At 46.5% G+C, this 18,737-nt stretch carries 17 protein-coding genes; 9 read left to right on the top strand and 8 right to left on the bottom strand.

What is annotated here, in order from left to right:
- Window positions 1-34: 34 nt before the first annotated feature.
- Complete coding sequence (locus R7P72_RS03685; RefSeq protein ID WP_005374097.1) at window positions 35-577, bottom strand: carboxymuconolactone decarboxylase family protein; 543 nt, start codon at window positions 575-577, stop codon at window positions 35-37.
- 111 nt (window positions 578-688) lie between these two features.
- Here R7P72_RS03685 and R7P72_RS03680 point away from each other — a divergent pair, with 111 nt between their 5' ends.
- On the top strand, window positions 689-1,288 hold the full coding sequence (locus R7P72_RS03680) for a TetR/AcrR family transcriptional regulator (RefSeq protein WP_005374096.1): 600 nt from the start codon (window positions 689-691) through the stop codon (window positions 1,286-1,288).
- A 155-nt stretch (window positions 1,289-1,443) separates the two neighbouring features.
- On the opposite strand, the gene R7P72_RS03675 is transcribed toward R7P72_RS03680, so the two are convergent.
- Window positions 1,444-2,700 (bottom strand): SGNH/GDSL hydrolase family protein, encoded by a 1,257-nt coding sequence (locus tag R7P72_RS03675; RefSeq protein WP_086013804.1) that lies wholly within the window; start codon window positions 2,698-2,700, stop codon window positions 1,444-1,446.
- A 466-nt stretch (window positions 2,701-3,166) separates the two neighbouring features.
- Here R7P72_RS03675 and R7P72_RS03670 point away from each other — a divergent pair, with 466 nt between their 5' ends.
- Together R7P72_RS03670 and R7P72_RS03665 are read left to right on the top strand one after the other, a co-directional pair.
- The gene (locus R7P72_RS03670) at window positions 3,167-5,197 is read left to right on the top strand and encodes a S8 family serine peptidase (RefSeq protein ID WP_005374094.1); all 2,031 of its coding nucleotides are present in this window, start codon (window positions 3,167-3,169) and stop codon (window positions 5,195-5,197) included.
- 9 nt (window positions 5,198-5,206) lie between these two features.
- Window positions 5,207-5,569, top strand: a complete 363-nt coding sequence (locus tag R7P72_RS03665; protein ID WP_005374090.1) for a hypothetical protein — start codon at window positions 5,207-5,209, stop codon at window positions 5,567-5,569.
- Window positions 5,570-5,761: 192 nt separating this feature from the next.
- On the opposite strand, the gene R7P72_RS03660 is transcribed toward R7P72_RS03665, so the two are convergent.
- From R7P72_RS03660 to R7P72_RS03650, 3 genes are read right to left on the bottom strand one after another with little or no spacing between them, the layout of a single operon-like run.
- Entirely contained in the window at window positions 5,762-7,018 is a 1,257-nt protein-coding gene (locus tag R7P72_RS03660) for a PTS ascorbate transporter subunit IIC (RefSeq protein WP_005384349.1), read from the bottom strand.
- A 9-nt stretch (window positions 7,019-7,027) separates the two neighbouring features.
- Window positions 7,028-7,315: a PTS sugar transporter subunit IIB gene (locus tag R7P72_RS03655; RefSeq protein WP_005374080.1), complete on the bottom strand. Its 288-nt coding sequence runs from the start codon at window positions 7,313-7,315 to the stop codon at window positions 7,028-7,030.
- 58 nt (window positions 7,316-7,373) lie between these two features.
- Window positions 7,374-7,817 carry a PTS sugar transporter subunit IIA gene (locus R7P72_RS03650; protein ID WP_005374077.1) on the bottom strand — a complete coding sequence of 148 codons (444 nt, stop codon included), beginning with the start codon at window positions 7,815-7,817 and terminating at the stop codon, window positions 7,374-7,376.
- Window positions 7,818-8,065: 248 nt separating this feature from the next.
- Between R7P72_RS03650 and R7P72_RS03645 the strand changes: the two genes are divergently transcribed.
- Window positions 8,066-9,094, top strand: coding sequence for a LacI family DNA-binding transcriptional regulator (locus R7P72_RS03645; RefSeq protein WP_005374075.1), 1,029 nt, complete (start codon window positions 8,066-8,068; stop codon window positions 9,092-9,094).
- Between the two features lie 86 nt (window positions 9,095-9,180).
- On the opposite strand, the gene phnX is transcribed toward R7P72_RS03645, so the two are convergent.
- From phnX to phnW, 3 genes are all read right to left on the bottom strand, one after another.
- Window positions 9,181-9,996: a phosphonoacetaldehyde hydrolase gene (gene phnX / locus R7P72_RS03640; RefSeq protein WP_031778847.1), complete on the bottom strand. Its 816-nt coding sequence runs from the start codon at window positions 9,994-9,996 to the stop codon at window positions 9,181-9,183.
- 90 nt (window positions 9,997-10,086) lie between these two features.
- Window positions 10,087-11,466 carry an aspartate aminotransferase family protein gene (locus R7P72_RS03635; RefSeq protein WP_005374071.1) on the bottom strand — a complete coding sequence of 460 codons (1,380 nt, stop codon included), beginning with the start codon at window positions 11,464-11,466 and terminating at the stop codon, window positions 10,087-10,089.
- A gap of 26 nt (window positions 11,467-11,492) precedes the next feature.
- On the bottom strand, window positions 11,493-12,596 hold the full coding sequence (gene phnW / locus R7P72_RS03630; RefSeq protein ID WP_005374069.1) for a 2-aminoethylphosphonate--pyruvate transaminase: 1,104 nt from the start codon (window positions 12,594-12,596) through the stop codon (window positions 11,493-11,495).
- Window positions 12,597-12,862: 266 nt separating this feature from the next.
- On the opposite strand from phnW, the gene R7P72_RS03625 reads away from it, so the two are divergent.
- The 5 genes from R7P72_RS03625 (at window position 12,863) to R7P72_RS03605 (ending at window position 18,728) form a co-directional block, all read left to right on the top strand.
- Entirely contained in the window at window positions 12,863-13,873 is a 1,011-nt protein-coding gene (locus R7P72_RS03625; RefSeq protein WP_005384363.1) for a putative 2-aminoethylphosphonate ABC transporter substrate-binding protein, read from the top strand.
- Between the two features lie 329 nt (window positions 13,874-14,202).
- Window positions 14,203-15,309 (top strand): putative 2-aminoethylphosphonate ABC transporter ATP-binding protein, encoded by a 1,107-nt coding sequence (locus R7P72_RS03620; protein WP_005374061.1) that lies wholly within the window; start codon window positions 14,203-14,205, stop codon window positions 15,307-15,309.
- A gap of 8 nt (window positions 15,310-15,317) precedes the next feature.
- Window positions 15,318-17,042, top strand: coding sequence for a putative 2-aminoethylphosphonate ABC transporter permease subunit (locus R7P72_RS03615; RefSeq protein WP_136976314.1), 1,725 nt, complete (start codon window positions 15,318-15,320; stop codon window positions 17,040-17,042).
- A 9-nt stretch (window positions 17,043-17,051) separates the two neighbouring features.
- Window positions 17,052-17,756, top strand: a complete 705-nt coding sequence (gene phnR, locus R7P72_RS03610; RefSeq protein WP_005374048.1) for a phosphonate utilization transcriptional regulator PhnR — start codon at window positions 17,052-17,054, stop codon at window positions 17,754-17,756.
- A gap of 66 nt (window positions 17,757-17,822) precedes the next feature.
- Complete coding sequence (locus tag R7P72_RS03605; protein ID WP_042523352.1) at window positions 17,823-18,728, top strand: EamA family transporter; 906 nt, start codon at window positions 17,823-17,825, stop codon at window positions 18,726-18,728.
- The last annotated feature ends 9 nt before the right edge of the window (window positions 18,729-18,737 follow it).

The raw sequence follows: 18,737 nt of genomic DNA, 5'->3' as shown, positions 1-18,737 counted from the left end.
GTCCCATGAATGGGACCAGTAATAAAAGCTTAAGTTACTTGGCGAACTTCTTGAAAGGTGCATCAACCGGGGTGTCAGCTAGGTGATTGGTGTAGTTACTCATCACTTTTTGCGCTAGACCAAGTACAATTTCAAGCAGTTGCTGCTGTCCGTAACCTGCCGCAAAGAATTTCTCTATCTGAGACTCTTCCACTACACCACGTTGACGCACCATTTGAAGCGTTGTTTCTCGTAGTGTTTCAAGTTTTTCGTCTGCCAATGGTGTTTGGTTGACGAGAGCATCAACAATCTCCTGATCCACTTTCATTGACGCCGCGATCGCACTATGAGCAGGAACGCAATAGTGACAACCATGTTCAACGTTGATGGTTTGCCATACGACGGTCAATTCTTCTGCGTTAAATGATGTTTGTTGAAAGAGCTCATGCACAACTTGATAACCCTCAAGCAAGGTTGGCGCTTCAGCCATAACAGCATGAAGATTTGGTAGCATGCCAAACGCTTTGACTGAATTTTCAATCAGATGCTTTGATCCTTCCGGTGCGTTTTCTGCGGTATACAGTTTAAATTCTGCCATGTTTAAATCTCCTGTAATTGGATATGAGCGGATTAGGCAAGAACAGGATAGTTGATTTTGAGCGGTCGCTCAATATAAAGTTGAGCATATGTTCAAAATTGATAATTGCTCATGGCGAATACAAAGAAATTCCAACGTGATGAAGTGGTGAAAGCTGCCTCGGATCTATTCTGGAAGAAAGGTTTTCATGCAACATCTACACGTGATTTACAAGATAGCGTTAATCTGCGTCCTGGAAGTATCTATGCGACGTTTGGGTCAAAAGAGGGGCTATATTGTGAAGCGCTAAAAATGTACGTTGCGAACTTACAAGCCCTGTTTGAGTTGCATTTAGCTCAGAACACAACGGTTCTAGATGCAATAGAAGCTTTCGCGATTGATGTGGTTATCAATCAGCGAGACTCCAATCCCAGTGAAGTGTGCATGTTAGTCAAATCAGCAAGTGAATTTGCTGAGGATTTTAATGCGCTGCGCAATCAAACAAACAGCTTAGCAAACCAATTTGAATCTTTTCTTGCAAAGCTGTTTGAGCGAGCAATCGAGAATGGCGAAATTGAAGCCCAGGATACATTGCTTCTTGCTCAGTTGTTCCAGGTTCAGTTTACGGGTATACGAGCCTACTCATACCGCAGTGATGATGTAACCTTAAAGACGTTGATCTCTATTATGGTGGACAGCTTCCGCGGTAACGTACCAAAAACAGAAAGCTGAATGAGACTGCTCAAAGTCAACGTCTCTAAATCAACGGCTTGAACTAAGCGAGCTCAAATAAACCCGTTATCGGGGGTCGATATCGATAAAAAATGACCACGAAGCATCGTGGTCATTTTTATGCAGATTAACTTGCAATGAACAACAACGGCTTATTAAAAGCGAAACTCTTCTAAGTTATTGCTGCTTTCTAACATTTTTTCAGCCACATAACGATGCGTTGCTGTGGTTGGGTGAGTCACATCCCAGAACACGAACTTATCTACGCCAGATGCTGCACATTCAGAACGTAATGAGTGAGTGTACATGTAGTCAACAGAGGATGAACGGTTGATGTCTAAGCAAGGGTCGCTTGCATTTACGAAACCGTGTTCTTCTGGTGCCGAGGTTAACTTCTCAAACAGTGCGTGTGTATCAAACAATGCGATGTTGTAGCCTTGGGCTTTGTAGTACATCGCTTGTGCTTTGATGAACTCGTTCATTTTCAATACTTTCGCACGAATCGTTTCAATTTCTTCCTGTGTTGAGTATTTGAACTGTGGTGCTTTGGTTGCATCAGGCAGTGTCATCAACATGAAGTTCTTCGCGCCAGCGTCTGTTAAACGAATCAGAGCTTCAGCGTAATCCGCTTTTACTTCCGGCACGCTACGGTTGTAGTTCATGAAATCATTTAAACCAAACTCTAACGTAAACAATGTGTTAGCAGGGTTGTAGTTCTTCGCCAGCTTGGTGTAGGTTAAGTAAGAAGAAACTTGTTCGCCGACACCAGTTAGCGCGATGTATTGGTTTTCACCTGCTGCGCCACCAACTGCCCAGTTGTATAGCGGTAAGTTTTTGGCTTTAGCAACGTATTCCGTCCAAACAAAACCGTTTGAGAAGTGACCCAAGAACCAGCTATTCGGGTTAGGAAAGCGCCATTGGGACGCGTTAAAGATGTTGCCTGTATCAGACAAGCTATCGCCTAAAGCCACTACTTTGTTTATCTGATCTGGTTGCATTGCAGCATCATTGCTCCAGATCGTGTGGTTATAAGAATAACGATTGTCAGCAGCAAAAAATGTAATGTCTGCGTTCTCGTTCGCTAGATCTAGTGTTTCTTCACAACGCTGACGAATTACGTTTTGTGAGGTATTGGTGTAGAACATGTTTTTAAATGAAACAGAGCTCCACCAATAGCCATCGATAGTGAAGTCACTACCATCTTGGTTTTTTGCCCATTTCCAATCGGTAGCCGCATCGTCCTTAGAGTGGCTCGTACGATACCAGCATCGAACGTACGTATAAGTTTGATTTTCTTGCGCGCTAACCACTTCAGCCGCAGAAACCATTGCTGGTGATAAAGTTGGCTCCTCAGCAATGGCGGAGGCAAGCGGAAGTAATGCAGTTAATAGTGTGATTGTTTTTTTCATCATTCACTCTTCTTGTAATGGTTATTGTTCCGAATGCGTGAATACGCTCGGCTATAACAGTATTTAGATGAGAATTTTTCTCACTAAACCTTCTAATTCTGAGTAAATGCTCAAGACAGTCAACAACTAAATATTCAATATTTCAGTTTTGGCACCACGGTCAAAAAATCCATTCAGCATAGCAATCGATTAAATGGGTGATATTTAGAATAATTACTCACTAACATTAATTTAACATTCACTTTTTGTTAATTAAGCAATTGCTTTATAAGGTTTTGTTGGTGATTTTTAATGTTAACTTAAAGTGTTTATTGAATGATCTTTTGTACAAATTTGTATATTCATGAAACAAATTGTTTGGCATTTTTGCTCTGTAAACTATAGCTGAAGCTCTCATGCAAACATCATGATGATGACTTTTCATGAGAATATAGTGAATAAAAATTAGCTCAAATAAGGAATAGGGCAAATGCACTACACAACAAGTAAAAAACAAGGCTTATTTTCGTTGTCTGCCGTAGCAATAGCACTGACCACTTCGATGTCAGCGTTTGCGGCTCCACCAATGGGATTTGATGAATCTAAGTTACCGACGAAGTACATCGTCAAATTCAAAGAAGATGCAGTCAGCCGTTCTTCAATGGGTGGTAACTCATTCTGGGGGCCACGAATCGCGCAGGAGTCTGTTCTAGAACAGGTGAAGGCACGTAAGGTGGAAAAACTAGGCAATCGCGCCATTTACAGCGTTGAATTGGATGGCGATGACTTAGAGCCGCTTCGCAATCGTAGTGATGTGGAATACGTGGAAGTCGATCCACCTCGCTATTTGCTCAGCGAAACGACCCCATGGGGATATGAAGCGGTTAATGCTCAACTGCTAGCTGACTTCAATGCGGGTAATCGCACTGTATGTATTATCGATTCAGGGTACGACATTTCGCACAACGACCTAAGCGGTAACCGCGTTGCTGGTACTAACGATAGTGGTACGGGATCATGGAGTGATCCGGGTAACAACAATGCCCACGGTACTCACGTCGCGGGTACGATTGCTGCGATTGCCAACACCGAAGGTGTAAAGGGTGTGATGCCAAACCAGAATGTTAATTTGCACATCGTGAAAGTATTTAACGAATCGGGTTGGGGTTACTCATCTGGGCTTGTTAAAGCTATCCAGACCTGTGCCGATAATGGTGCTAACGTTGTGAACATGAGCCTTGGTGGTAGTCAATCAAGCCGAACTGAGCAAAATGCACTGCAAAATATTTACGATCAAGGCGTTCTATTGATCGCCGCTGCGGGTAATGATGGCAATACAGCGCACAGCTATCCAGCTTCTTATGACTCAGTGATGTCTGTTGCGGCTGTTGATAATCAAAATGATCATGCAGCGTTCTCACAATCTACTAATCAAGTTGAGATCTCAGGCCCGGGTGTGGCGATCTTATCAACGGTTACGGTAGGTGAAGGTAAACTTTCTGATATTACCTTGAATGGTGTCAGTCAGTTTGATCGTGGGATTGTTCCTCACAATCGTTTGATCAATAACGGTTCTTCGTATGTTCCGGATCCAATCGCGGGTTCAGTAACGGCAACGCTAGATAGCTGTGATGTCTCTGGCGGTAACTTTAACTGTGGTGATATGTCGGGCAAAATTTGTTTGACTGAGCGTATCGGCAACCAGTCTTCAGGAAACTACCCTGAAGTAGATGCGGTTCAGGCTTGTTACAATGCGGGTGCGCGAGCTGCAATCGTGTACAGCAACTCTGAACTACCTGGTTTACAAAACCCTTTCTTGGTAGACACAAACAACGCTTATCGTATGGTTTCGGTAACGGTTGATCGTGCATTTGGTCAAGAGCTATTGGGGTATGTTGGTCAGGAAATTACTGTTGCAACAACCTCTGGTGAAGATTACGAGTACTACAATGGTACATCAATGGCGACACCGCACGTAACGGGCGTAGCTGGCTTGGTGTGGAGTTACCACCCAACCTGTACAGCAGCGCAAGTACGTAATGCCCTAGTGAAAACTGCAACAGATATTGATGTTGCTGGTCGAGACAACCGTACTGGCCACGGCCTAGTTAATGCTGAAGCGGCGAAGCTGTTCTTGGACGCTGGCTGTAATGGACCTGATGGTGGTAGCTCTTCGGACTCTAGCTTCTCAAATACCAGCCCTGTTGCGATTCCAGATAATAAATCTTCTGGCGCAATCAGTGCAGTAGAAGTCGATCGCTCTGGTGATTCAGGCACAGTAAGTATTGACGTTGATATTAGCCACACTTACATCGGTGATCTACGAGTGACTTTAACGTCACCGACTGGTGGAGAAGTTGTACTTCACAATAATACTGGCGGCAGCGCTAACGATATAAAAAACACGTTCCAAGCGGATTTTTCTGGTTTTGAATCGCAAGGTACATGGGAACTTAAAGCGGTGGACAATGCCAGAAGAGACACAGGCACCATCAACAGTTGGACTCTGACCTTTCAATAAGGAGTGACTATGAAGAAGTTGACCTTACTTTCTTTGTCTGCGGTAGGCGCTACCGCACTATTTGCAATCGGACTGAGCTCAAGCAGCTTGGCAAACAATCAAGGATTTCCTCTCGTGGATGAACGCCAAGATCAAGCCGAGCAGCAACCTGCACGTTACTTTGTTAAGTATCATGAAGGGAAAGAGAGCGAAGTGAGAGCGCTTCTTCGTCAGCACAACATTGAAGTGGTCGACGCTCTGGTGAAACAACACGTGTTGGTTGTGGTGGGTGAACTGGCGGAAGTCGATAAGCTCGCGGATCACGATGCGGTCGAATATACCGAGCAAGAGCCGACAAGAAAGCTGCTATCTAACGGAACTACGCTTCAATAAGCCAAACTTTCTTAAGATAGTGCCAAAAAGAAAAACGCCCCTCACGTGAGGGGCGTTTGTTTTCTTTCTACGATTGCTTTTTTCTAAAGTTCGTCGTTTGCTATGACTAGAGATTCTTGAAGATTGATGCTGATGAGCCTATTCCCGCATCAATCAAGTCAGTTATCAGCTAGTCATATTCAGACTAACTACTTAGCGAACAATCAAACCCAGTAGGATACCAACAGCGCCGAAGTCTGCGTCACTAAAGGTCGTGTTAGCAAAACCTAGGTCACCAAGTACTGGCATTAGGAATACTGGTAGGAAGGTAATCAGTAGACCTTGTGCAAAAGCACCCAAGATTGCACCGCGACGACCACCTGTAGCGTTACCAAATACACCTGCTGCTGCACCCACGAAGAAGTGTGGAACAACACCTGGGATAATCACAGTAAGCCCCATCACGTAAAGTAGGAACATACCCAAAAGACCCGCCGCAAAGCTCGATAGGAAGCCAACCAATACTGCGTTTGGTGCGTATGGGAATACAACCGGACAATCAAGCGCAGGTTTTGCGTTTGGTACTAGTTTGTCTGAGATACCTTTAAACGCTGGAACGATTTCTGCGATAACCATACGTACACCTTGAAGAATAACGTACACACCACCGGCGAATGTGATGGATTGCATCAGCGCGAACATGAACCAGTGCTTACCACCGCTAACTTCGCGTACAAAGTCACCGCCAGCGAAGATACACGTCACCATAAAGATGATGCCCATAGTGAACGAGATTGCCACTGGCGTGTCACGTAGGAACAACAAGCTCTTAGGTACGTTCATCTCTTCAGTAGAGTGTTCTTTGTTACCGAACTTGCTGCCAATAAAGCCCGCTAGTACGTAAGAAAGGGTAGAGAAGTGACCAATCGCAACGTCGTCAGAACCTGTTACTTGCTTCATGTACTTGTGAGCAATCGCAGGGAAGAACACCATCACAGAGCCCACAACCAGAGAGCCAAGTGCGATCAGTGGAACACCTTTCATGCCGCTAGAAGCAAGGATCGCCGCTACCATCATCGACATAAATAGCGTGTGGTGACCTGTTAGGAAGATGAATTTCCATGGCGTGAAGCGAGCGATCAAGATGTTCACTAACATACCGAAGAACATGATCATCGCCATCTCTTTACCAAACGCTTCTTGCGCGATAGAGACGATAGCTTCGTTGTTTGGAACCACGCCAGTGATGCCGAACGCGTGTTGGAAAATCGTCGCAAAGTCACCCAGAGAAGTTACAACCAGACCCGCACCCGCACCAAGCACGATGAAACCAAGAATGGTTTTTACCGTGCCTTTAATACACTCGGTGACCGGTTTTTTCTGGGCAATTAAGCCGATTAGGGCGATAAGACCTACCAGAACCGCCGGCTCTGATAGGACATCGTTCATTAAGAAACTGAAAAATTCCATAACGCCACCTTATAGAGCGCCAAGCTCTTGAAGTGCTACAGATAGACGCTCTTTCATTGCCACTTTGTCGACCATGTTATCAAGCGCAACGATACGTGGTTCAACACCAAGTGCATTCAACTGTTCAACGATGTCGTTAGTACCGATGAAGATGTCACAATCCGTACCTTTTGCAGAACCTAGATCGATATGATCCACTTCTGCGTTTACATTCAATTCTTTCACGATGCCTTTGATGCTCATTTCCATCATTAGGCTAGTACCAAGACCGTGACCGCAAACAACCATAATTTTCATAATTCAGACCTTTTCTTTTTATAGGGGTGTATGCCCATTTCGAAGGGCACATCAGGAGTTAGTATTTTTCGATGACCGCGAGAACATCTTGTGTGTTTTGAGCGGTGCAGATGGCTTCTACATGCTCTTCATTCATAAACAACTCAGCTAGTTTAGAAATCGCATCCACGTGCGAGTTACTGTCTGTCGCGGCTAGCGTAACCAGCATTTTCACTGGATCGTTACCTTCAGAATCGAAGTTCACGCCGCTTTGAATCACTGTGATTGCAAGAGACAAACGGTTAACGCCATCTTCAGGGCGAGCGTGTGGCATTGCCATACCAGGACCTACCACGTAGTAAGGACCGAGCTCTTCGTGTGAGCGGTAAATAGCGTCCACGTAGCTTGGCTCAATCGCGCCATTTTCAATCAGTACTTCACAGGATTTGCTCACCGCATCTTTCCAGTCAGTAGCATCAGAATGGATGCGAATCACATCAGAGGTAATCAGTTCACGTAGCATTGGATCTTTCCGGTTTGTTGTTTTGTTGATGGGTACTTTATCGATCAATTTGTCAGAAAAACCTGAGAATGATCACAAATGGTAGCGCTATCTGATAGCGCTATCATAAATTGTGATAGCGCTACCATTTTTATCAGTCATCCGAGTTTCATATGCTTGTGATCGAGTTCTAATGCGCTAATATCAAAACCACTAAAACGCTGTGGTAAGATGTCGCGGCAGAAAATAGAGAACACTAAATAAGAACAATGAGCGAACCTCGCAAACGAAGAAGTACTGGCAATGTCACCTTGGCGGACGTCGCTAAAAAAGCCGGCGTAGGCACCATGACGGTGTCGAGAGCATTACGAACGCCCGAGCTAGTATCTGACAAGCTGAGAGAAAAGATTCAACAAGTGGTTGATGAGCTCGGCTATATCCCGAATAAAGCGGCAGGGGCTTTGGCATCTGCTGAAAGTTACTCCATCGCTCTTATCATTCCTTCCCTGTTTGAAAAAGCGTGCGCGCTTTTCTTACCGAGCTTTCAACAAGCGTTGAACAAGGCGGGTTATCAATTACTGCTTGGTTACAGCGACTACTCGGTAGAGCAAGAAGAGAAACTGCTTTCGACATTTCTTGAGAGCCGCCCAGCCGGAGTAGTGCTGTTTGGTAATGAACACAGCCAACGTACTAATCAGCTTTTGGAAGCTTCGAACACTCCTGTATTGGAAATTGCTGAGTTAAGTTCGAAAGCGAGCTATCTCAATATCGGTGTTGACCATTTTGAGGTGGGTAAAGCTTGTACTAAGCATGTGATTGAACAAGGCTTCAAGAACGTGGGCTTCATTGGTGCGCGCGGCGATCACTCCACTTTGCAACGTAAGCTACACGGCTGGCAAAGCGCGATGATTGAGAACTACCTTGCGCCGGACCATTTTTTAACCACGCACGAAGCACCATCTTCACAATTAGGTGCGGAAGGATTGGCGAAGCTATTATTGCGTGATTCAAGTTTGAATGCTCTGGTATGTAGCCATGAAGAGATTGCGATTGGCGCGTTGTTTGAGTGTCATCGCCGAGTGCTGAAAGTCCCAACCGACATTGCGATTATCTGTTTAGAAGGCTCTTCTATGGGTGAGCACGCGTACCCAAGTTTGACCTGTGCGGAATTCGATTACGAACGTATGGGGACGAAAGCCGCAGACAAGTTACTGCAAGCCATAAAAGGTGAGTCAGTAGAGCATGCAACGGACATGGGCTTTAAGCTAAAACGCCGAGCGAGCACTGCGATCAACTAATTTGATTTGGTTAGATACTAAAACGCGATACAAAAAACCTCTCAATGCTGAGAGGTTTTTTGATGCGTGAGAATAGTGATTGTCGACTAAGGACGTTCACCTGCCGCTAGGCGACGTTCGATATCTGTAACCACTTCAGGGAAGTCAGCAATGGTGTCGATGAGGTAATGCGGCGAGCTCTTGAGCAATTTTGCACGCGCTTTTTCACGAGCGGCATTAAGTGTTGCTTCGTCCGCGGCTTGGTATTCTTCAAACGTCAGACCCGCTTCGTTACCAGAAAGCAGCAAACCAACGGTCCACATACCGGCGTTGTGACCTTCATCGATACCCGGTGCGGCGTCATCCACTTTGATGCATGCATTAACGTCGGTTACATTCAGCTCAATCACGTTCTTCAGTGCCATAAATGGTGCAGGGCGACCCCCTTGAGGCAGGTCATCCGTTGCTACTACGTAATCCGGTTTGTAGCCGTAATCCGCCGCCACTGGAATCAATACGTCCATCACTTCTCGAGGGTAACCAGAACAAGAACCGATCTTGATGCCTTTGTCTTTCAGACCGTTTACAACTTCAATCGCATTGAGGATTGGCTCTGCATGGTCAGCCACTTTTGCTTTTTGCAAAGGCATAAATGCTGCGTAGATAGCGTCGATGTCTTCGCTGGTCATTGAGCGACCAAACTTCTCATTCCAACGCTTATCAACGGCAGGAATACGACCCACAGCTTGGATGTGATCCCACTTACCAAGCCCCATTGGTTCGCGCGCTTCCTCAAGATCGATATCGAAATCAAAGCCTTGTTTGAACGCTTCCACAAAGATACTGGTTGGCGCAAAAGAGCCGAAATCGACGATAGTGCCAGCCCAGTCAAAGATCACTGCTTGAATTGGTGAGTTGCTCATGTTCAATCCTTTTTCTTGCTTGCCAGAGTGCTTGCCTACACGTTTGAACTGCACTCTGAATCAATTGGTTTTTGTTGAGGTCTATTGACCCTAAAAGTAGTTAAAGTCTTTGCACACTTTGGCGATGGCTTCTTCGAAGATCGCCAACGCTTCTGTCAGTTGTTCTCGAGTGATGATCAGCGGTGGGCTGAGTTGAATCACATTGCCTTGCGATACTTTGAAACTCACTCCGTTGTTGAGGCATTGGTACAACACAGCTTCCGCTTCGTCATACGCGCGTGCTTTGCTTTCGTGGTCAGTGACCAACTCAATGCCCCATAACATGCCGATGCCACGCACATCACCAATCACTGGGTATTTGGCTTTCATCTCTAGCAGTTTTTCACGCATGAACTGGCTGTCGGCTTTGGCTTTATCTAGCAAGCCGTCTTGTTCAATGGCTTCCATAGTTGCCAGTGCTGCAGCACAACCGATAGGGCTTTTCTCATGAGTGTAATGACCCATTGAGATTTGCTCAGCAGTGTTGTATTTGTCTTTGGTTACCATGGCAGCGATAGGCACTAACCCTCCGCCCAAACCTTTACCGATGCAGAGCATATCTGGCTCGATGTCATAGGCTTGGTAGGTAAACCATTCACCACTGCGACCCATGCCGTTAGGGATGTCGTCGATGATCAGCATGACATTGTGTTTGTCACAGATTTCGCGGATGCGTTTCCAATAGGCTTTACTCGGCACTTGTACGTCGGTATTACGAACCGCTTCTGCGATAAACGCGCCCACGCCACCTTCTTTCTCAATCACGTATTCAAGGTAGTCGGCGTAATGCACGTCGCTACAGTCCGCGACTGGGAAAGCACCACGGTAAGATACGGCTGGTGGAATGCGCTCAACACCTGCCATTAATGGCCCCATGCCTTGTCGGAAACACGCTTCGCCACCTACTGAGATGGCATCCAATGATGCGCCGTGGAAGGAGTCCCACAACGACACCACCTTGTAGTTGCCCGTGATGTGGCGCGCTAGTTTAAGTGCCATGCCAACCGCAGATGTGCCACCCGGAGCAAACAACACGCGGTTCAATTCGCCGCCACAGATTTGGGTGAGCTTTTCGGCACATTCAATCGCGGTTTCATTAGTAAAACGACGTGGTGAAAACGGCAGTTTGGCAATTTGCTCTTGCACACGTTTAATCACATGCGGATGACCATAGCCCAACTGGTGGACGTTATTGCCATGGAAATCCATGTACTTTTTGCCGGTAGCATCTTGGATGTAGATGCCTTCTGCTGCTTCCAAGGTATCTAAGCAAGGCGTTGACATGGCTTGATGAAGAAAGACCTCCGAATCACGCTTCAACAAAGCTTGCGTGCGTTCGTCGTCCATCGATGCATTCCAAGCTTGGCGCGCTGGTGTCGTGTTGACATCACCTTCGCTGCGGAAATGGGTCGGTTTGATATTCTGAGTCATAACGCTCTCTCAATCAGAAGGCTGCTTTACGCAACTTGCCAGTACATTGCTTTTTCAATCGCACCGATTAAGCGCTCGATATCTGCTGGGTAAACTTCACCAATGTTGCCGATGCGGAAGCAATCTGCGTTCGATACCTTACCCGGATAGATCACGAAGCCCTGCTCTTTCAAACGTGTGTAGAACGCTTTGAACTGGTAATCACTGTGCGTCGGAGAGTAGAAAGAAGTGATGATTGGCGAGTGAAGGTCATCACTCAGTAGCGGTTCGAAACCCAAAGAGCGCATACCTGCAACCAGTGTTTTCTGGTTAGTTTGGTAGCGGTTATGACGAGCCTCAATGCCGCCTTCTTGTTCCAGCTCTAACAATGCTTGATAGAAAGCGCGAACCGTGTGCGTTGGAGACGTAAAACGCCATTTGCCGTGGTTCACTTCCATGCAGTGCCACTGGTCGTAAAGATCAAGGCTCAAAGAACGTGCCTGACCTTGGCACTTTTCGAGCTCAGTTTGTTTCGCAATCACAAAGCCAAAACCCGGTACGCCTTGAATACATTTGTTTGCAGAGCTGATCATAAAATCGATGCCTAGCTCAGCAATATCGATAGGAATGCCACCAAAGCTCGACATGGCATCGAGAATCACTACTTTACCGTGAGCTTTTGCCGCAGAAGCAAATGCCTCAATTGGGTTAAGCATGCCAGTGGTTGTCTCGCAATGAACAATCGCCACGTGTGTGATTGTAGGATCCGATGCCAATGCAGTTTCCACCTCGTTCAAGTGTGGCTGTGATGTTTCGCCTGGGGAAACTACATGGCATGGAATATTTAGATATTCAGCGATCTGAGCGATACGCGCACCGTAAGCACCGTTGTCGACAACCAACAACTTTCCATCTTTGCCAATGGCACTGCCAATCGTTGCTTCTACTGATGCAGTGCCGCTACCTTGCATTAGTACGCTGGTGTAACCGTCTTGCTCCGTCGCCAGTTTTACAAGCTTAGTGCGGATCACTTCTACAATGTCTTTGTTGTATTCATCATCCCAAGTACACCAGTCTTTAAGCATGGCTTCACGTACCGTTTCAGAAGTAGATAGAGGACCTGGAGTCAGTAGTAGGTATTCGTTTTTCATCTCGATTTCCATCAGAATAGGCTAATTGGTCTACACCAAATTTCGAGTTCACTCTAGCGAGGAAGAAAAGGGCAGTAAATAGGCGAATCTCCAATTTCATAAAACTTTAATATCCAGAAAATGGCGGATCAATTGAACGATTATTCATCGCAAGTTTTCGTAAAACTGCCATTTAATGGTCATGATTTCGTCACAAAGGCTCAGTAGGGTGTATATCGTCAACTGGTACAGACCAAATGAAAACTTAGCCAAATTAACTGGAGAAAATGATGAAAAACCGTTTGATGAAAGGATCGCTGGCTGCACTTGTCTCTCTGCTAGCTACGAATGCAATGGCAGCACAGGAAGTCACGGTTTACACCGCTTTCGAAACTGACATTCTTGCTAAATACAAGTCTGCGTTTGAGAAAGATAACCCAGATATCAAGATTAAGTGGGTTCGTGATTCAACCGGTATCATGACGGCAAAATTGCTGGCAGAAAAGAACAACCCTCAAGCGGAAGTGGTTTGGGGTCTTGCTGGCTCGTCAATGGCACTGCTTAAAGATGAAGGTCTTCTTAAGCCTTACACACCAAAAGGTTTGGAAGAGCTGCACGCGAACCTAAACGACCCTCAATCAAACCAAGCTTGGTTTGGTAACGATGCGTTCTTTAACGCAGTTTGTTTCAACGAAGCGGTAGCGAAACAACTTAACCTGCCTAAACCAACGTCTTGGGAAGACCTAACAAAGCCGGTTTACAAAGGTCACATTGCAATGCCGAACCCAGCGTCTTCGGGCACTGGCTACATGCAGGTTTCTGCTTGGCTACAAAACATGGGTGAAGATCAGGCATGGAACTACATGCGTGACCTAGATAAGAACATTGCACACTACACGCACTCTGGCTCTAAGCCATGTGTTCAAGCGGGTATGGGTGAAGTGGCTATCGGTATTTCGATGGCAAGTCGCGGCGCGAAGCTGAAAACACAAGGTGCGCCACTAGCGGTGATCACACCAAAAGGCATCGGCTGGGAATCAGAAGCCGTTGGTCTAGTAAAAGAGTCTGATGCAGCGAAACGTGTTGTCGACTGGTCAATCTCTAAAGCAGCAAACGAGCTTTACGTAGAAATGTACCCAGTGGTTGCACATAAAGAAGTGAAGGCGACCGTATCTAACTTCCCAAACGTTCAAGAGAACATGGCGAAGATGGACTTCGCGCAAATGGGCAGTAAGCGTGCAGAGATTCTAGCGGCATGGTCTGAGAAGTTCGATGCGAAATCAGAACCAAAGTCTTAATTGAATTTGCTTTGAGTTGAATACTGAAATCCACCTCGGTTGAGGTGGATTTTTATTTTGTTTTCTCTTTTATTTCAGAGTTTGCTGAAAGTAGATTCCTAGTCTCACCTAGGTTCGCTGGAATGACGGACTCAAGAAAGTTGGGATCTTCTATCCACACTCACCACGTCATTCTCGAGAGTGACGAAGGAGTGAGTCGGGAATCTCTAATTGTCACCTAAACAAACCTCATCGCCCTTCATCTATTTGTCATCTTCTGGCTATAAATTTGTCATTGGAACGTAACACTCCAAAACTAAGGTTGGTATATACCATTTGGAGCGTGTGTTATGTCAACTAACCAATATTACCTAAATATCGAAAATGTAGTGAAGCAATTCGGACAATTCACTGCATTAAAGAAAATCTCGCTAGCGATTGAAAAGGGCGAGTTCGTTTGTTTTCTTGGTCCTTCTGGCTGCGGTAAAACCACTCTGTTACGTGCCATTGCAGGTTTAGACTTGCCAACGTCTGGTGCGATTTTTCAAAACGGTCAAGAGACCACATTCCTACCACCAGAGAAGCGCGATTTCGGCATCGTATTCCAATCTTACGCGCTGTTTCCGAACCTTACCGTGCAAGAAAACATTGCGGTGGGTTTGAAGAACCAAGGCATGTCGACCAAAGAAGCGTTAGAGAAGGTGGATTACTGGCTAGAAACCATTGGTCTTCCAACCTCTGGCGAGAAATTCCCTAATCAACTTTCTGGCGGTCAACAACAGCGTGTTGCTTTGGCTCGTGCATTGGCGTTGTCTCCGGGTTTATTGTTATTGGATGAGCCGCTGTCAGCGCTGGATGCAAAAGTACGTGTTCACTTACGTGATGAGATTTGCAAGCTGCAACGTAAGCTGGGCATCACCACCATCATGGTTACGCACGATCAGGACGAGGCGCTGTCAATGGCGGATCGTATCGTGGTAATGAACCATGGTGTGATTGAGCAAGTTGGCACACCTCAAGAAATCTACCAACAACCAGCCACACGCTTTGTTGCTGAGTTTGTCGGCAGCATGAACTTTATTGAAACCTCAGCCGCAACGGATTCGCAGGTACGCATTGCAGAAACCCTGATGCCAGCGCCAAGCTTGACTAATCGTAAGATCCAACGCGGTGACCGCTTCGACCTTGCGGTGCGTCCTGAAAGCATCAAGTTCGTTGAAAACTACACCAACTCTTTACCAGTACGAGTTACCGCAACCGAGTTTCTTGGGGCGTTTTTCCGCATTGATTGCGTATTGCAAAACGACAGCTCAACGAAAACCATCGTCGTGGATGTGCCTGTGGAAACGGTTCAAAAACTCAATATCAAGGCGGGCGATGTACGTTACATCCAGTTTGCTGAAGAAGGGCTGCATGGTTACGCCGTGCCCTCGGTTGATAAAGCGCTAGCGGCGTAGGTGTAAACATGGATGCGAAGACAATGACGATGAATAGCCTGACCACACAAGACAAAGCAAAATCCTTACTCGGGCGTGTTAGCCGCGACAACCTTGTGTTGTTTGGTTTGCTCGCTGGCTTGTCGACCATGATGGTGCTGTTCATCTTAATGCCGCTTTGGGCAATGTTGACCAAGAGTGTGCAAAATGCCAATGGCGAATTTGTCGGATTGGCAAACTTTGCGACGTACTTTTCTTCTTCAAGCTTGTGGGTGTCGGTGGGTAATACCTTCACTTTGGGCGTGATTGTGACCTCGGTAGTCGGTGTGCTTGCGTTTGGTTATGCCTACGCGCTGACTCGTTCATGCATGCCGTTTAAAGGTTTGTTCCAAATCCTAGGTACTGCGCCGATTCTCGCGCCTTCGTTGCTACCAGCGATCAGTTTAATCTTCCTTTTCGGTAATCAAGGCATTGCCAAAGAGATGCTGTTAGGAAGCTCGATTTACGGCGTGATTGGTATCTCGATGGGTTTGATTTTCTGGACCTTTCCTCATGCATTGATGATTTTGACCACTTCGCTGCGCACTTCAGATGCCCGTTTGTATGAAGCAGCCCGCGCACTTAAAACCTCACCAATCAAAACTTTCTTTATGGTGACGTTACCTGCGGCGAAATACGGTTTGATCAGTACGCTTATCGTCGTCTTTACACTGGTTATCACGGACTTTGGTGTGCCGAAAGTGATTGGTGGCAGCTATAACGTTCTGGCGACTGACATCTTCAAGCAAGTTGTGGGACAGCAAAACTTTGCCATGGGTGCGGTGACCAGCATTATGCTGCTATTTCCTGCGGTAATGGCATTCGGCGCAGACCGCTGGGTACAGAAAAAGCAAAAGAGCTTATTTGACACTCGCTCGGTGCCATATCAGCCAGAACCCAACAAAGCGCGCGACAGCATTTGTTTGGTTTACTGCAGCATCATTTCTATCGCAGTGCTGGCGGTTTTGGGTATGGCGGTGTATGGCTCGTTAGTGACGTTCTGGCCTTGGAACAAAGCGTTGACGCTAAACAACTACAACTTTGCTGAAATGAGCACTTACGGTTGGAGTCCATTTTTTAACTCGCTAACGTTGGCAGGTTGGACGGCAGTTATTGGTACAGCCATCATCTTTGTCGGCGCTTACTGCATTGAGAAAGGGCGTGCGTTTGGTCCAATTCGTCAGGTGATGCAAATGCTTAGCGTGGTGCCAATGGCGGTTCCGGGTATGGTGCTTGGCTTGGGTTACATCTTTTACTTCAACGATGCGAACAATCCTCTGAACGTACTTTATGGCACCATGGCATTCTTGGTGATTAACACGGTAGTGCATTACTACACAGTGGGTCACATGACCGCCCTGGCAGCGCTAAAGCAGTTGCCATCGGAGATTGAAGCCACAGCAGCATCGGTGAAGCTTCCTCAATACAAGTTGTTCTTTAAAGTGACATTACCTGTGTGTTTACCTGCGATTTTGGACATTGCGACTTACTTGTTTGTTAATGCATTGACCACCACTTCTGCGGTAGTATTCCTTTACTCAACCGATACGATTCCGGCTTCGGTCTCGATTCTGAATATGGACGATGCAGGTCAAACTGGCGCTGCAGCGGCAATGGCTGTGATGATTATGATGGCTGCCGCAATTGCGAAGATTGTTCAGATGACTTTGGGTAAATTGTTAGAGAATCGCACACAAGCTTGGCGCAAAAGATAAGGACACTTCGTGCAATACGTAAAAATTAAAGATTCGATTGTTGAACAGATTGAAGCGGGCATGCTATCGCCGCGTCAAAAACTGCCAGCAGAGCGTAAGTTGGCGGAGTCGTTCGATACTACACGCGTCACTCTGCGTGAAGCTTTATCACTGCTAGAAGCGGAAGGTCGAATCTATCGCGAAGATCGCCGAGGTTGGTTTATCTCACCTGAGCCATTGCGTTACGACCCAACGCAAACGCTGAACTTCCCGAACATGGCGAAAGCGCAAAATCGTGTGCCAAAAACGGAGTTGGTTGCAGCAAAAGGAACGTTGGCAAACAAACAAGCCGCGCGTTTGCTAGACTTGCAGCCTTTCTCGGATGTGTATCGAGTCGACCGTGTGCGATACCTTGAAGACAGACCTGTGGTATTCGTAACAAACTACATTCGTCCAGAGCTGTTTCCGAACCTGTTGGACTACGATTTATCAAATTCACTGACGGACATTTACCGCGAGCATTATGGCGTGACGTATCAAAAGATTCGCTACCGCATTTCAACGAGCACTTTGTTGGGTGAAATGGCTCAGGCACTGCGCGCGACAGCTGGCACTCCCGCGATGGTGGTGGAGCGCATCAACTACAACCAGCACGGTGAGTTGATTGATTGCGATATCGAGTATTGGCGACACGATGCCATCAGCATTGAATCTCTGGCGGAACTCAATCGTTAAGTGGATTTTCTCATTATCTAAGGCTCCATCTCGGGGCCTTTCTTTTATTCAGACAGGAACGTTGAAATGGATTTGTTGGCGATTGGTCTCGTCGTTTTCTCTGCTGTTCTCCATGCGGGCTGGAATATCCTTGGCAAAAGCAACTCAGGCTCTGGACTCGCGTTTACCATGGCCGCCAGCTTTTCTGCATGTTTCATTCTTACCCCTTATTTGATTTGGTATTTGGCAACCATTGGCTGGACATCATTACCGAGTGAGTTTTGGGGATTGCTGTTCATTAGCGGCATTTCACAAATGGTCTATCTAGTCGGTTTGATTGTCGCTTATAAGCATGCAGACGTGGGGGTGGTTTATCCCATTGCTCGGGCACTGCCAGTGATGATGGTCGGCGCAATCAGTGTTGCATTGGGACATGAATTATCTAGTCAGCAGTGGCTTGGGTTCTTGCTGATTACCCTTGGTTGCATGCTGGTGCCACTGACGAATTTTCGTCAAATGATATTGGGCTCCTATTTGAACGTCGGTGTGTTCTGGGCATTAATTGCTGCAATAGGCACAACGGGTTACTCGGTGGTCGATAAAGAAGCGCTGAGTTTACTCACAGGACAAGCATCAGAGATCTTGAATGATCAGTACAGTGCAATCTTCTACTTGGGCGTGCAGTTTTGGGCAATTGGTATTCCAGCCCTTGTATGGTGCTTAGTTACGGGCAAGCCAGATGAGATTAAGACTGCGTGGCAGATCCGCAAAACAGCCAGCATGGCAGGGGTAATGATGGCATCCACCTACGGCTTGGTGCTGTTTGCTATGACCATGACAGACAACGTGAGTTTGGTCGTAGCACTAAGGCAAATCAGCATTGTGTTTGGATTGTTTATGGGGATTTGGTTTCTGTCTGAGAAATGGTATCTCACCCGAGGGCTTGGCGTTACTTCTATCGTGGCGGGGATTATTCTCGCGCTTGCGTATTGACCTATATTC

Source organism: Vibrio sp. Vb0888 (genome assembly GCF_033338835.1).
Classification (GTDB): Bacteria; Pseudomonadota; Gammaproteobacteria; order Enterobacterales; family Vibrionaceae; genus Vibrio; species Vibrio alginolyticus.
Note: the sequence above shows the minus strand (reverse complement) of the source record. Positions and strands in the feature narration are given on the sequence as shown.

What these genes read in the sequence shown, in the direction of transcription:
- R7P72_RS03645 (WP_005374075.1), top strand. Translation starts at nt 8,066, where the DNA reads ATGAGCGAACCTCGCAAACGAAGAAGTACTGGCAATGTCACCTTGGCG.
- R7P72_RS03680 (WP_005374096.1), top strand. Translation starts at nt 689, where the DNA reads ATGGCGAATACAAAGAAATTCCAACGTGATGAAGTGGTGAAAGCTGCC.
- R7P72_RS03670 (WP_005374094.1), top strand. Translation starts at nt 3,167, where the DNA reads ATGCACTACACAACAAGTAAAAAACAAGGCTTATTTTCGTTGTCTGCC.
- R7P72_RS03620 (WP_005374061.1), top strand. Translation starts at nt 14,203, where the DNA reads ATGTCAACTAACCAATATTACCTAAATATCGAAAATGTAGTGAAGCAA.
- R7P72_RS03660 (WP_005384349.1), bottom strand. Translation starts at nt 7,018, where the DNA reads ATGGAATTTTTCAGTTTCTTAATGAACGATGTCCTATCAGAGCCGGCG.
- R7P72_RS03605 (WP_042523352.1), top strand. Translation starts at nt 17,823, where the DNA reads ATGGATTTGTTGGCGATTGGTCTCGTCGTTTTCTCTGCTGTTCTCCAT.
- R7P72_RS03650 (WP_005374077.1), bottom strand. Translation starts at nt 7,817, where the DNA reads ATGCTACGTGAACTGATTACCTCTGATGTGATTCGCATCCATTCTGAT.
- R7P72_RS03665 (WP_005374090.1), top strand. Translation starts at nt 5,207, where the DNA reads ATGAAGAAGTTGACCTTACTTTCTTTGTCTGCGGTAGGCGCTACCGCA.
- R7P72_RS03635 (WP_005374071.1), bottom strand. Translation starts at nt 11,466, where the DNA reads ATGACTCAGAATATCAAACCGACCCATTTCCGCAGCGAAGGTGATGTC.
- R7P72_RS03655 (WP_005374080.1), bottom strand. Translation starts at nt 7,315, where the DNA reads ATGAAAATTATGGTTGTTTGCGGTCACGGTCTTGGTACTAGCCTAATG.
- R7P72_RS03685 (WP_005374097.1), bottom strand. Translation starts at nt 577, where the DNA reads ATGGCAGAATTTAAACTGTATACCGCAGAAAACGCACCGGAAGGATCA.
- phnX (WP_031778847.1), bottom strand. Translation starts at nt 9,996, where the DNA reads ATGAGCAACTCACCAATTCAAGCAGTGATCTTTGACTGGGCTGGCACT.
- R7P72_RS03615 (WP_136976314.1), top strand. Translation starts at nt 15,318, where the DNA reads ATGGATGCGAAGACAATGACGATGAATAGCCTGACCACACAAGACAAA.
- R7P72_RS03675 (WP_086013804.1), bottom strand. Translation starts at nt 2,700, where the DNA reads ATGATGAAAAAAACAATCACACTATTAACTGCATTACTTCCGCTTGCC.
- phnW (WP_005374069.1), bottom strand. Translation starts at nt 12,596, where the DNA reads ATGAAAAACGAATACCTACTACTGACTCCAGGTCCTCTATCTACTTCT.
- R7P72_RS03625 (WP_005384363.1), top strand. Translation starts at nt 12,863, where the DNA reads ATGATGAAAAACCGTTTGATGAAAGGATCGCTGGCTGCACTTGTCTCT.